Genomic DNA, 13,826 nt, shown 5'->3' with positions numbered 1-13,826 from the left:
ATTTCATTTCGACCAATGGATTGGTAATCTGACCTGTAAAAATCAATCATATAAATGAATTTTTCTCCGATATAATAAATAGGCCGGAGAAATCATAATAAGAATGCCACTGGCAAATACCATGCGAAAACGGGCGGCGCTTCCAAAATCCATACTGATTTCCGGTGGAATAAATCCGATCACCAGGGTTATGAGACATCCTGTTAAGCCAAGGGCGCATGTCAGATAATAACCTGGTTTGCCGCAGGGAATTTGAAAGGGGCGGTGCTGGCTGGCAAATTTCCTTTTTAATCGTATCGCGGCAATAAACATAAAAACATACATGAGCATATAAAGCTCGGTACTTAAGTCGGTGAATAACCAGTAAATGGCATTAATACTGGGAAACATTAAGAATCCGCCGCACAAAACGGTAACCAGGACGGCTTGCAGCATTAATATCCTGGAAGCCACGCCATGGCGATTCAGACGATAAAGCCAGTGCGGTAAAAAGCCGTGGTCCGCGGCCAGTAACATGCCTTTGGCCGGAGAAATGATCCAGTTTACCATACTGCCCATACTGCCGAGCAGTAATAAAAGGATAATGACCGGCATGAGTGCGGTTAAGTGGTAGGATTCAAAAAAATTACTGAAGGCTTGCATGACGCCGTCGACCAGATTAATTTGTTGTCGGGGAAGTACAAAGGCAATGGCCAGAGAACCCAAAATCATGGTGGTCAGGATTAAAATCACTGAAAAAAACATGGCTCGTGGAAAATTGCGTTGCGGATTGCGTACGTTTCGCACATGAACCGCAGCCAATTCCATACCCAGAAAAGAAGTCATAATAGCCGTTAGCGAAACCCAGGATTGGGTATCTCCCCAGCGCGGAATCAAATGGTGGATATCCAGGCTAATGGCCATGGGATGGCCCTGCACTAACCAGAGTAGGCCCAGAAGTATGATGAGTCCCATGGGTAAAATCATACCAAAAATAGCGCAAATACTGGCAAACGCGGCAGAGGCCCGTATGCCGTAGGTACCCAGAAGGGTTAGCGACCAGAATACAACCAGAATGACGGTGATCAGATAATATTTATTTTGTGCCAGTTCAGGATTAATCAGGTAAGCGAGCGTGCCGGCAATAAAGGACAATATAGTCGGATACCAGACCATGGTGTTAATCCATTGTAACCAGATAGTAAAAAACGCGATATTTTCACCAAACGCGTGTTTTACCCAACTGTAAATACCCCCTTCCTCTTCCGACCATGTGGAGGATAATTCCGCGGATATGAGTGCGACTGGAATAAGAAAGACAATGGCGGAGAAGATAAAGAAGAAAATCAGTGAGGCGCCAAATAAGGCCGTACCGGGCAGGTTGCGGATGCTGTCAATCGCACCGGTGATTAAAAGTACGAGTGCAAAGGTGGATATTTTTTGGGAAGACCATGCTTTCATGTTGGGCGGATTAAGGTATTTGACAAAAAGATAGGCATTATACTGGAAGGATTGCAGCAATGGAAACAACTATTTAAAAACCGTGCAAGGTCATCATAATCCGTCGTTTATGTGTCTGGTTGCGGTGTTCGCATAAAAAAATACCCTGCCATTGCCCCAAGGCCAGGATCCCCCGTGCAACAGGTATGGTCAGGCTGGTTCCAAGTAATACATTTTTGATGTGGGCAGGCATATCGTCCGGCCCCTCCAGAGAGTGCCGGTAACGTTTGTTGTCGTCGGGGATTAATTCGTTAAGATGCGTTTCCAGATCGTGTGGAACATCGGCGCAGGTGTTTTCGCTGATGGTGAGTGAGGCGGACGTGTGTTGTAAAAACAGATGCAGCAGGCCGATTTGTATTTTAGGGGCCCTTGTCAGCTCTTCCTTAATAATATCTGTAATAAGGTGAAATCCGCGCGGACAGGCATCCACAATACACTCACATTGCCAATACACCGGCGATTGAGGCGAATTAACCATGATGATAACCGTCACGACAGGCGGGCGATTCGGGTATCACACCGCCTTTTTTTTGCCATTCGGCGGGGGTGTGCAAATGCAGGCTCAGGGCATGTAATCCGTTTTGGAATTCCCGGGCAAGCAAATGATTGATCATACGGTGTCGTTCCACGGTTTTTAAACCGGAAAATGCTTCGGCAACCAGAATAATTTTAAAATGCGTTTCAGCCCCTTGTGGCACATGATGGCGATTTGATTCGTCATGGATAGTCAGTACAGCGGGATTTATTTGTTGCAACAGGGCTGTTTCAATCCGATCTTTTCTTGTCATGCTCTTGTCATTACATTAAACGGGAACAAAAATTATACTCATTAAATAGACTGTTGTCATTGGTAACAAGACGATTATAAGAAGTCAATAATGATAAAAATATGACCAAAATGGTCATATTGTAATTTTTTGATACGTATTCCCTGTTTTATTAATTCAGGAATTATTTAAAGGTTGAGTAATGAATCAAGCCGATATATGCTAACAAGGTAGTCCGACAAGTCCTTGTTTTTATTATTTTTAACAGGAATACAGGGGAGTTTGCATACCTGGGGTGTCCTTGCGTATCGGGGGGTTGGCATCACTGTTGCATAATTCCTTTTGTATGCGTTGTTTAACGAAGGAGAGCAGCATGAAACAGAGAGGTTTTACACTGATTGAGTTGATGATTGTGGTCGCCATTGTAGGTATTCTGGCCGCGATTGCAATACCGGCCTATCAGGATTATACCATTCGCGCCCGGGTTACCGAGGGATTGAACCTGGCGTCATCAGCCAAACTGGCTGTTTCTGAAACGGCAATCACTAATAATGCCTTACCGGCTACTCAGGCTGCAACTGGCTATGTTAGTCCTGCCGCAACCGCCAATGTGACCTCCATAGCAATCGCCGCGAACGGTGTCATTACTATCACCTATACCGCAGCCGCAGGCGGCGGTACCATCACCATGGCCCCGACTTTGCAGGCAAACGGTGATGTGACCTGGGATTGCACCGGTGGTACGTTGCTCGATAAATATCGTCCGGCAAGTTGCAGGTAATAGTAATACCTGACGTCTCTTAAGGCCGCCGTTTGGCGGCCTTTCATCGGATCAGGTTATTTGTATCAGAGTAATGATGACTATTATTGATGCGGGAGGGTAAGAACATGGCCATAAAAGGCTTTACCCTTATAGAATTTATGATAGTCGTTGCAATCATTGCCATCCTGGTTGTTATCGCTATTCCCTTTTTGCAAACCTATCTGATAAGGGCTCGCGTGAGTGAAGGGCTGGAATTGGTAGCTCCCGCCAAACTGGCCGTTACTGAAACGGCTATCAATACCAACGTATTACCCGCCTCTCAGGCGCAAACCGGCTATGTCAGCCCTGCCGCAACATCCTATGTAAATTCCATAATCATTGATCCCGGTGGTGTTATAACCATTACCTATACGGCAACGGCCGGTGGCGGCACGATTATCTTCATGCCCACGTTACAGGGTAATGGTGATATGACCTGGGATTGTTCCGGTGGTACGTTATCTGATCAGTATCGTCCGGTTAACTGTCGTTAATTCCTGTTGTCCGGGTTTCGCAACGCAATGGTTCCCGCAATCCGCTTCGCTCCTTGACGGGCTACACAACGGTAATCATGTAGCCTGCGTGCAATGCGGGAAAGCAATAAAAATATTACAGCTTTTGCTCTACCAGATGATTTTGCAATCGTACGTAATCAGGCAGGCCATTCTTGTAGGGAGGATAGGCCTCGCCCTGGATTAAGGGCGCCAGATAACGACGGCAGGCCTCGGTAATACTCATTTTATCCTCGCCAATAAATTCGGGAGGCATGGCTTTTTCCTGATTGGCCACATCAGCGAGAGGAACATGGTCAATAGACCATCGGTAGGGACTATCCTGTTCCCGTTTGATAATGGGCATCACCGCGTTGTAGCCGTTCACCGCCAGTTCGACCGCGGCTTGACCTAACGCATAGGCTTGATCAACATCGACCTGTGACGCGATATGACGTGCGGCACGTTGCAGATAATCGGCAACAGCCCAATGATATTTATAATCCAGTTCCGTTTTTACTAGCTGGGCGATAACCGGAGCCACTCCTCCCAGTTGAGCGTGGCCGAAAGCGTCTCTGAGACCGGCGTCGCTTAAAAATTGCCCTTGCTCATTGCGAATACCTTCGGAAACCACGATCACGCAATAGCCATAATTTTTAACGCAGTGATCCACTTTCCGCAGAAATTCCCGCGGTTCAAAGACAATTTCCGGAAACAGAATAATGTGAGGCGGTTCTTCGGCGGTTTCTCCGGCCAGACCGCTGGCTGCCGCAATCCATCCGGCATGACGACCCATGACTTCCAGGATGAATACTTTTGTCGAGGAGGCGGCCATGGATGCGACATCAAACCCTGCCTCACGCGTTGAAATGGCCACGTATTTCGCAACGGAACCGAAGCCTGGGCAGGTATCGGTGAACGGCAAATCATTATCGACGGTTTTGGGAATTCCGATGGCGGTGACGGGATAACCCTGTTCACTGCCCAGTCTGGATACCTTATAAGCCGTATCCTGGGAGTCGCCGCCGCCGTTATAAAAGAAATAGCCTATATTGTGCGCTTTAAACACGTCAATAAGACGATTGTATTCGTCTTTATTGTCTTTAAGTTTATATCGGCAGGAGCCGAACGCCCCGGATGGTGTATGCATTAATTTTGCGATATCGGCATCATGTTCCAGCGACGTGTCTATCAATAATTCGTTCAAGGCACCGATAATACCATTTTGAGCCGCGTATACTTTACCTATACGGTCAGGGTATTGACGGGCTGTTTGAATGACACCACAGGCAGAGGCATTAATGACGGCCGTGACACCACCGGATTGGGCATAAATTGCATTTTTTACGGTCATAATCTCTCCATATTCAGGTCATTGACGGGTTATTTTTGTGAATCCGATGAACTGGTATTGTATAAATTGTCAAATTCATCCAGAACGTCATCAATACAGCGTATGAGAGCTGCGAATGCGGTTTCGAGTTCTTTAATATCCTGCGCTGTTCCGGCCTGGTTTTCCAGACGGGTTACCTGGGATTGCAGGCGTGGAACGCCGCAAAAACAGCAGGCACCATGAAGTTTATGGGCCGCTTTTTCCAGATTTTTAATATCCTTGTTATGAAATAATTGGATAAATTCCTGACGGTTTTTACGAAGTTCGGCAACAAAGCGGGTGAGAAATTCCTCGGCAAGCGCCTGATTTCCTGAAACTTTCTGGATACAGAGTTGCCAGTCAATGGCAATGGTTTTGTTTTTGGTCAGTAACTGCAGCAAATGAGTCAGAAATTGTTTTTCTTCAATGGGTTTTTGCAGACAGAGATGGATGCCGGCTTGTTTCAGTTTGTCAGCGGACAAGCTGACTTGATCAGCGCTGATGATAACAATCGGTGTTGATTTGTTAAGTAATGAATCCTGATGTATCAATTTCGCGGCGTCAATACCACCCAGTTTTGGCATTTGCAAATCAAGAAGAATAATATTATAGCGTTTGCCAAGCGATGCCTTAACGGCTTCCTCACCGTCTTGTACCGTTTCAACCTGGGCGCCTTCATTCAGGAATGATTGAAGAAGCATGCGGTTGACCGGATTGTCTTCGGCAATTAACACATCCGGATGGGAAAGGCGAAGCTGTGCGCGCAGTTTGTCCAGTTCATGGTTTGCTTCCATGGACGCTTTGTTGTGTATTTTTTGGTTAAGCAGTGATTCGATCGTATCCTGTAGTTTCTGGATGCTGATTGGACGAAATAAAAAGGCACAGCCGCCCAGTGATTGCGGATCATGAATGACCGTTTTGGATATGAGAATAGTTGGCGTGGTGTGATTTTTCAAAATCCCGGCGATTTGTTCCTCGCATCCGTCATTGACGTTGACCAACGCTATTTTACAGTCCTTTCTTTCCGTTAAAGCCTGTTCCAGTTCTTTCAGAGTCGTTACCGGAACAGAATGGATACCGCAGTATTCAAGCCCGTTGCAGATACCTTCCAGATGCAGGGGGTTATCATCAAAACAAATCGCTTTCAGATCATCAAAACGGTTATTTTGATGCTTTTCCGCCTCATACGCCGGGAATTTTTCAAGCCGGATCCGCACGGTGAAGGTTGAACCCTTGTGCAGTTCGCTGGTCAGGGTAATACGTCCTTTCATTTCCTCCGCCAGTTTTTTGCAAATCACCAGACCAAGCCCGGATCCCCCGAACCGTCGGGTAATGGTAGTGTCCGCCTGGTTAAAGGCATTAAACAGTTTGGTCTGATCTTCGGCTGAAATACCGATGCCGGTGTCTGTGACGGAAATACATAAGGAATAGTCTTTTTCCGATTCCTGTTCGACGACGGTTTTTATCAGCACATAGCCACGCTCGGTAAATTTTATGGCGTTGTTGACCAGATTAGTGAGAATCTGCTTGATACGTATGGGATCGCCGAGGACGGTTTTAGGAACGGCGATATCCGTTGAGGGAATCAGGTCGATGCCTTTTTTATGGGCGTTAGGAGCCGCCAGGGTTAGCACTTCATCGATGCAGGCTCTCAAATCCAGAGGAATACAGTCCAGGCTTAGTTTTCCGGCATCCATTTTGGAATAATCGAGAATGTCGTTGATAATGGTTAATAAATCCTGGGCGGATGATTTGATGGTTTTCACATAATCCAGCTGCAATGGATCCAGCTTGCTTTCCAGTAAAACATTGGTAAAGCCAATCACACCATTCATCGGTGTTCTGATTTCATGACTCATATTGGCTATGAATTCGGATTTCTGACGGCTTTTCTCTTCCGTCTTTTTCTTTTCCATAGTGAGTTCGATGTTTTTTTCTTCCAGCAATTCAAGACTTTGCTGTAAATCTTCCGTCGCTACTTCAATATGGTGATTGAGATCGCGAACGGTATCGAGATATTGCTTTTGCAAGTGGGCGCATCCTTTTTCAACGAGGCCCAGCTCGCCTTTGCTGGTGACCGCAATATGCGTTTCAAATTCGTTGCTCAGGATTTGTTTCATGCTGCGCCGTAAACGGGCGATGGGCAGGTATAAACGCCTGGAAAGGAAATAATGGATGCTTAAGCTGACCAACAGGCCGACGAGGGTAATGAAAATGGTGATGATATACATTTGATAACGCTTGATGATCATGGACTTGGTATCAAGATCAATAGACAGCCATCCCAATATGTCATCCGGGCGCAGGTTGGTGATATCCGGTGTGGATTGAAAGAGTCCCGGAGTGTAGAGATTATATTTGGGGATGGTAATCGGGGCCAGAAAATTAATACTGTACGGGGCCGTTTGGGTGCTTTCGATGTAGTCTCCGGTGTATTCGAGGGGTTTGATCGGTTTGTTAATGGAGTGTTTCCCTCCCCGATAAGCAATTAACTGGCCGTCCGCGTTATAAAATGCCAGTGAGATAATTTCCGGATTAATCGTGGAGGCATCGATCAATCCCTGGAGAATACGTCGGTCGTTACGCATCATGGCGAGCTGGGCTGCCGGGAGAAGTTGCCGTATATACGATTCGCCCAAACGGGACATATGTTGCGTTAAATCCTTGCTGAACTGGCCGTTATAGATCACGGCAAACAGTACCGCGACCAGCAATACCGGTATCAAAGTAGTCAGGCGCAACTGGTATTTGATGCCTAATCCTTTCATAGGCCAGCCTGTGTTGCTGTGGCTGTGGGCAACTTATCGATGTATTTTGCGGTCAACGGCAAAAAATTGCGGGGCATTGGTTCGCTTTGCGTTGCAAGTAAAGTCGGCTATTATAGCGCGATTATTTTATTGCTTACAACGGAGAACTTGATGGTTGTCAGAACTCGTTTTGCCCCCAGCCCGACCGGTTACCTGCATGTGGGAGGCGTACGTACGGCCTTGTTTTCCTGGTTATATGCCAGGCATCATGGCGGCGAGTTCATATTACGTATTGAAGACACCGATCAGGAGCGCTCGACCAGCGAATCGGTACAGGCCATATTGGATGGTATGGCCTGGCTTGGCCTTCACAGCGATGAGAAACCGGTCTATCAGACGGCACGTTACGCACGTTACCAGCAGATTGCGGGGCAATTACTGGAGGAAGGCAAGGCGTATCGTTGCGTGTGCAGCAAGGAGCGTCTGGAAAGCCTGCGTGAGGCACAACTGGCCGCTAAAGAGAAGCCGCGCTACGATGGTCATTGCCGTGATAAACATTTGGCTGACGACGGACAGCCGTTTGTTTTGCGATTTAAAAATCCGCAGGAAGGAACCGTATCCTTTGCGGATCATGTCTACGGTGATATTCATGTGGAGAACAGGGAACTGGATGATTTGATTCTGGTTCGTTCGGATGGGCATCCGACTTATAATTTCGCCGTGGTAGTAGACGACTGGGATATGGCGATCACCCACGTTATCCGTGGGGACGATCACATTAACAATACGCCACGACAGATTAATCTCTTTAAAGCATTAAATGCCCCGATTCCTGAATTTGCTCATTTGCCAATGATTCTCGGGGAGGATGGCAAACGTCTTTCCAAACGCCATGGCGCGGTGAGTGTGTTGCAATTTAAGGAGTTGGGTTATCTGCCGCACGCACTGCTAAATTATCTGGTACGGTTGGGCTGGTCTCATGGCGATCAGGAAATATTCAGTGTTGAGGAAATGATTGCCGGCTTTGATTTAAAGAGCGTGAGCCGGGGGGTGTCCAGCTTTAACTACGACAAGCTGCAATGGCTAAACCAGCACTATCTGAAAAGTGATCCGGCACCACAGGTGGCAAAAGCGCTCCGATGGCATTTTGAGCAGGCCGGCATTGATATAAAACAAGGACCGGCTCTGGAAGATGTGGTTGCTGTTCAGGCCGAGCGATGCAAAACGCTTGAGGAAGTGTGTGAAAAGAGCAGATATTTCTTTGAAGACGAAATCCGCCATGATCCCGACGCGGTGAAGAAACATTTAAGACCGGTTGTGCTGGAGCCTTTGCAGCACCTTTATGCTCGCCTGGAACAGGTCGAACGTTGGGCCGCGGATGATTTGCAGCAATGTATCAACGACGTCAGCGCCGAATTTGATCTGTATATGGGTAAAATTGCGCAACCGTTACGGGTTGCGATAACCGGTTCCGGCATGTCACCGGCCATTGATGTGACGCTGGCTTTAATTGGTAAAGCGAGGGTGTTGCGGCGCTTGCAGGAGGCCTTATCGTTCATTGAGCAGCGTGCGGCCAATGCCTCGTAGGACATAAGAAGAACCCGGTAATGAGACAGGTTTAATATGCGGCTTCATTTTGATAACAGTTTTGCGCGCTTGCCCGGGTATTTTTATACCCGACTCGACGCGGTGCCTGTTAAACAATGTGAACTGGTCCATGTGAACAGAAATCTGGCCAAACAACTCGGGATAAACGACAGGGATCTGAAATCCCCGGCGTTTGCCGAGTACTTTGGCGGCAATGAACGGTTAAAAGGCAGTGACCCTCTCGCTATGGTATACGCGGGTCATCAATTTGGTTATTACGTGCCTCAGCTGGGTGATGGGCGCGCCTTGCTGTTGGGTGAAGTGCTCGACGGGCAGGGAGAACGCTGGGATATTCAATTGAAAGGTGCCGGCCAGACACCTTATTCCAGAATGGCAGACGGTCGGGCCGTGTTACGTTCCACCATTCGGGAATATCTCTGTTCGGAAGCTATCCATGCTTTGGGAATTCCAACTACCCGGGCTTTATGTATTGTAGCCACCCATGAACCGGTGTACCGGCATGTGCCGGAACCCGGCGCCGTCCTGACGCGGGTTGCCCAATCGCATATCCGTATCGGTCATTTTGAATATTTTTATTACACCAGACAACCGGACGCTTTAAGACAACTGGCCGATTATGTATTGCAGCGGCATTATCCCGGACAGCCCTGTGATCAGGAAGGGTATGGTTATTTATTTGAGCAGGCCGTGGTACGAACCGCCCGCTTGATCGCCCAGTGGCAGACGGTTGGTTTTTGTCACGGGGTTATGAATACCGATAATATGTCTATTCTCGGCATGACCATTGATTACGGGCCGTTCGGTTTTCTGGACACCTTTGATGAAAGGCATGTCTGTAACAGTTCGGATGAGATGGGACGCTATGCTTATGATCAACAACCCAATATTGCCTACTGGAATCTGACCGCATTGGCTCAGGCGTTGACGCCTTTGATTCCGGAAGCGGACTTGCGGCAGTCGCTGGACCGCTTTCAGCCGGAGCTGATAGGCCATTTTGATGCCATGATGCGAGACAAGCTGGGTTGGCAACACACTCGTTTGGAGGATGCGGAATTAATTAACGATCTTCTGATCCTTTTACAGAAACACGCCCTGGATTATACGTTGTTTTTTAGAACGTTATCCGATTTCCAATCCGATGGGGATGTTTCCCGTTTTGATGTGTTATGCCGCTCTCCCGATGAGTTGCATGCCTGGTTGGAGCGATATCAGGCCAGAACGATTCAGGAAGGAACTCCCGCCTCCATTCGGGAGCGCCGGATGAAGCAGGCGAACCCCAAATATATTTTACGAAATTATCTGGCGCAGCAGGCTATAGAACGCGCTTATGAACAGCAGGATTACCGGGAGATCGATCAATTGTTCCGTGTGTTGCAACATCCTTACGACGAACAGCCTGAATATCTCGAATACGCCGGACTGCCACCATCATGGGCTAAAAAAATCGAGGTCAGTTGTTCGTCCTGAATCTGCTAGCGGAAGTGAAACTGACGTTGATGTTCCTTAACTTGCTTGCGGGTCATTCCGTCAGGTTTTTCAAACAAATCCAGCATACCGTTTTGTTCGGTTTCGGCTGACGCATCAAAAACGGTCCAATCATCAGTCCCTGAGACAATGGGGTCGCGCCAGAACGAGTAAATGTTGCGGACAGGGTGTGGTTGATCTTTCAGATGCCAGTTTAATTTTCGGTGACAGGTTGGGCAGACTTCGATAGGGACAACCAGATCGCGAATTTTTTTTCGCTGCTCTTCGGTCAGAAAAATGCAGTGGCCCAGACGCACCCGGCCATGGAGAGGATTTTTTTCTCCTTTTGGTTGCGTGTTTACCCAATTCTCCAGTGCCGTTAGAATGGTGTCGGTGTCCTGACGCTCCTCATCCGTGTCGGCTTCTCCCATGTGAATAGCCAGGCCTATGCCTGCATCCAGAGCCATAGCAATGGTTTTTTGCAGCTCCACACCGGTTAACGTACGCGGTGCGAGTGGATTGCCGCAGATATCAAGCCCTTTTAACCACCCGTCGCTTTCCCTGACTCGTTGAATAAAATGTTCGGCTTCTTTGGACGTGTGAAATTCCCGATTGAGGCTTAGCAGGCCGAATGCCTGTTTGCCAGGGCTTTCATCGTTGTTGGCAATACGCAGCCCTTCTATGAAGGCGTCGATATAACTGTCAACGGATTTGCCTTCCATTTCCTTCGGCGTGGTTCTGATTTCCTGATACCGGGCATCGGAAGATTGAATGACATCCAGCGTGGCTTGTTTAATGTCATACAGGGTCCGGAGAATCTGGTGAATGAGGGAAAATTGTTGCCAAATCAGCGTAAGACATTCCTCGGAGTAACCGTCTTTAGGGTCTTCTTTTGTCTTTTCCTGATAGTCCTGTTTGACACGTACGAGCGTTTGAAAAACATCATAACAACCATTCCTGTGTGCCGTTTCTTCCAGAAACCTGAAACTGACACTACCGTTGAGATGTTTATGAACATCACTGGTTTTTTTGGCGCACATGAATAAATCCGTTTGTAAAAAACGATGATTTTATGGATATAAAAGAGAAATACCAGCTTTTTTATCCTGTTTTTAGATAAACAGACGCCAATGGCAACCCGACACAAAAATGAACGATCATGATTGTGCTATAATTAAACAGTTTGGTAATACAGTTAAGGATGACGTCATGCCAGGCAAAGATAAAACTTTTGATCTCTCCGTATCCGGGAAAACAGAGGTGATCGCGTTAGGATGGTGGGGTGTTGCTGACGGTAATGATGAGCAAAATCGGCAACAACTTATGGATGGAGTAGCAAACCTGCCGAACGATACCGTGCATCTTGATTTAAGCGCCAATCAGTTTGGATTTTGCGAATTAACTTACCTGTTAAAGCTGATGGAAGCCATCAAGCCTCAAATAACCGCGTTAAATTTAAGTTTTAATCAATGCGGCAATATGAGCGCCGATGATCTCGCCTGCCTGTTCAATCATATTCCGGGATCCGTCGTTGCGTTAAATTTAAGTCATAATAACTTAAGTCATTATGCCATTGACGAATGGCTTGCTATTATCAACGCATTGCCAAAATCCGTTGTTTCCGTGGATTTGTCTTACAATTTACCTGTAGAATCAGAGATGTTGATCATGGACGCACTGGAGCAGGCTTTACGTGTTGATAAAAAATCCTGCCGCGTCAAACTGTTTTCTGTTCGCCGTTCGAATCATTATGAGGTGCATGGCTGTTCACCCAAAGATGGTTTGGACCATTGAACAAAATTTATTACGGCTGTAAAAGGAATTTGTTTGCTCCTTTTTTGCAGGTTGCTAACCCATCATTTTATGGCTCTGAAACGCGAGTGTTCATAAAGGTGATCTTCCTTGCTGGAGCGCAGATCCGGTGTATTGAACGAGATGGTAAATTTGTCTGCCCTGAGAAAATGTTTGCCGGTACTTCTATCTACAGGCAAACTTATCCGGGCTGACATGGTGCAGAGAGGTACCACATTATTCTCCGTTTTACCGGCGATTTCGTCACTGCAACGTTTGTTGACCTGCTCAAGCTCTTCCTCAGATATCATGGTCAGGGAGCTTCCGTCCGAGCCGATGGCGTAAAATCGTTGCGGGTCGTCTTTATTAATCGGATCGGCGTAAACACAGGTCAGAATGTTTATGTTTACCTTAGCGTAAATCTCTTTGGTTTTCGGATCCTTGGTCCAGTTGATATGCCCTTTCACCATGCCTCGCTCCAGACCTCTTTGTCCAGTCTCGGTAAATTCCACATTATTGGTTAATTCAGATAGAAAAATGCCCTCCAGAAACTGGCCGCCGAAATGATAGATTTTATTAGCTCTTGATCCATCCTCATCAATACGTTCGTCAACGAAATGTACTATGTCATCCTTATCGTAAAATTGTCTTGCTACATATCGTTCGATGGTTTGGATAATATACGGATCATCTTTAATTTCGGGCTCATGGGGATGAATAACAGAGCCGTAGAAAGTAACGCCCTTGCGTCTTACATCCAGGATGATGTTGGATTTATCCGGCAGTTCGGATGATTTACTGGTGTTTTCCAGATCACGAAAGGCTTGTGTAGATTGAATAACGTCCGGTTTATAATCCACGGAACTGAAAGGAATTTCGCCGTTCATATGCAAGCGGGCCACTTCATACCTGCCGAGAAGAGTATCGTGCATTCGAATCAGATTTCTATATAGAACCGCATCCGACTTTATATAATGAGGTTCCTTGGGGATGGCTCTTGAAGGGGCTGAAATATCTTTAAGAATACGCCTGTTATACTGGCGAGAGAGAACGGCTCTGAACGTGGCGTCTTCCCCTCTGAAAAAATCCGATTTTTTGACAATCAGCGTTTCAATAAATTGCAACCCCTGCAATAACTCCTGAGGACTCATAAATCGGCTTAAACGCAAACTGCGTTCCAGATTTTCAATAAAATCAGGCGATGGTATCTCCTTGAAAAACAGTCCTTTTTGGGGAGAATTATTTTTTATGGTATCCATGTATTGTTGCAGCTGATCCTTCATGTCTTTGGGGCTTTTCATTATA

The 13,826-nt window shown here is 46.9% G+C and carries 12 protein-coding genes; 5 read left to right on the top strand and 7 right to left on the bottom strand.

Annotated features, from left to right (window positions below; genetic code table 11):
• Positions 1-42 precede the first annotated feature (42 nt).
• The 3 genes from CKW05_RS10770 to CKW05_RS10760 form a co-directional block, all read right to left on the bottom strand.
• Positions 43-1,440 (bottom strand): APC family permease, encoded by a 1,398-nt coding sequence (locus tag CKW05_RS10770; RefSeq protein WP_058482455.1) that lies wholly within the window; start codon positions 1,438-1,440, stop codon positions 43-45.
• 73 nt (positions 1,441-1,513) lie between these two features.
• Positions 1,514-1,957, bottom strand: coding sequence for a secondary thiamine-phosphate synthase enzyme YjbQ (locus tag CKW05_RS10765; RefSeq protein WP_058482307.1), 444 nt, complete (start codon positions 1,955-1,957; stop codon positions 1,514-1,516).
• Positions 1,950-2,267: a BolA family protein gene (locus CKW05_RS10760; protein WP_058482308.1), complete on the bottom strand. Its 318-nt coding sequence runs from the start codon at positions 2,265-2,267 to the stop codon at positions 1,950-1,952. Before CKW05_RS10760 ends, CKW05_RS10765 begins: the two co-directional genes overlap by 8 nt.
• 352 nt (positions 2,268-2,619) lie before the next feature.
• Between CKW05_RS10760 and CKW05_RS10755 the strand changes: the two genes are divergently transcribed.
• Both CKW05_RS10755 and CKW05_RS10750 read left to right on the top strand, forming a co-directional pair.
• A complete protein-coding gene (locus CKW05_RS10755; protein WP_058482309.1) occupies positions 2,620-3,027 on the top strand; it encodes a pilin in 408 nt (135 codons plus the stop codon).
• Positions 3,028-3,134: 107 nt separating this feature from the next.
• Positions 3,135-3,542, top strand: a complete 408-nt coding sequence (locus CKW05_RS10750) for a pilin (RefSeq protein ID WP_058482456.1) — start codon at positions 3,135-3,137, stop codon at positions 3,540-3,542.
• A 115-nt stretch (positions 3,543-3,657) separates the two neighbouring features.
• Here CKW05_RS10750 and CKW05_RS10745 read toward each other — a convergent pair whose 3' ends face one another.
• Together CKW05_RS10745 and letS are read right to left on the bottom strand one after the other, a co-directional pair.
• Positions 3,658-4,893: a 6-phosphofructokinase gene (locus CKW05_RS10745; protein WP_058482310.1), complete on the bottom strand. Its 1,236-nt coding sequence runs from the start codon at positions 4,891-4,893 to the stop codon at positions 3,658-3,660.
• A 29-nt stretch (positions 4,894-4,922) separates the two neighbouring features.
• Positions 4,923-7,679: a two-component system sensor histidine kinase LetS gene (letS, locus tag CKW05_RS10740; protein ID WP_058482311.1), complete on the bottom strand. Its 2,757-nt coding sequence runs from the start codon at positions 7,677-7,679 to the stop codon at positions 4,923-4,925.
• A gap of 150 nt (positions 7,680-7,829) precedes the next feature.
• Between letS and gltX the strand changes: the two genes are divergently transcribed.
• Entirely contained in the window at positions 7,830-9,245 is a 1,416-nt protein-coding gene (gltX, locus tag CKW05_RS10735; RefSeq protein WP_058482457.1) for a glutamate--tRNA ligase, read from the top strand.
• 36 nt (positions 9,246-9,281) lie between these two features.
• Positions 9,282-10,733 (top strand): protein adenylyltransferase SelO, encoded by a 1,452-nt coding sequence (locus CKW05_RS10730; protein ID WP_058482312.1) that lies wholly within the window; start codon positions 9,282-9,284, stop codon positions 10,731-10,733.
• Between the two features lie 5 nt (positions 10,734-10,738).
• Here CKW05_RS10730 and CKW05_RS10725 read toward each other — a convergent pair whose 3' ends face one another.
• Positions 10,739-11,770, bottom strand: a complete 1,032-nt coding sequence (locus CKW05_RS10725) for an amidohydrolase family protein (RefSeq protein WP_058482313.1) — start codon at positions 11,768-11,770, stop codon at positions 10,739-10,741.
• 169 nt (positions 11,771-11,939) lie between these two features.
• On the opposite strand from CKW05_RS10725, the gene CKW05_RS10720 reads away from it, so the two are divergent.
• Entirely contained in the window at positions 11,940-12,524 is a 585-nt protein-coding gene (locus CKW05_RS10720) for a leucine-rich repeat domain-containing protein (protein ID WP_058482314.1), read from the top strand.
• Between the two features lie 62 nt (positions 12,525-12,586).
• On the opposite strand, the gene CKW05_RS10715 is transcribed toward CKW05_RS10720, so the two are convergent.
• A complete protein-coding gene (locus CKW05_RS10715; protein ID WP_058482315.1) occupies positions 12,587-13,822 on the bottom strand; it encodes a hypothetical protein in 1,236 nt (411 codons plus the stop codon).
• Between the last annotated feature and the right edge of the window lie 4 nt (positions 13,823-13,826).

Source organism: Legionella spiritensis (genome assembly GCF_900186965.1).
GTDB lineage: Bacteria > Pseudomonadota > Gammaproteobacteria > Legionellales > Legionellaceae > Legionella_C > Legionella_C spiritensis.
The sequence above is the reverse complement of the archived record's forward strand: the minus strand, read 5'-3'. Positions and strand labels throughout refer to the sequence as shown.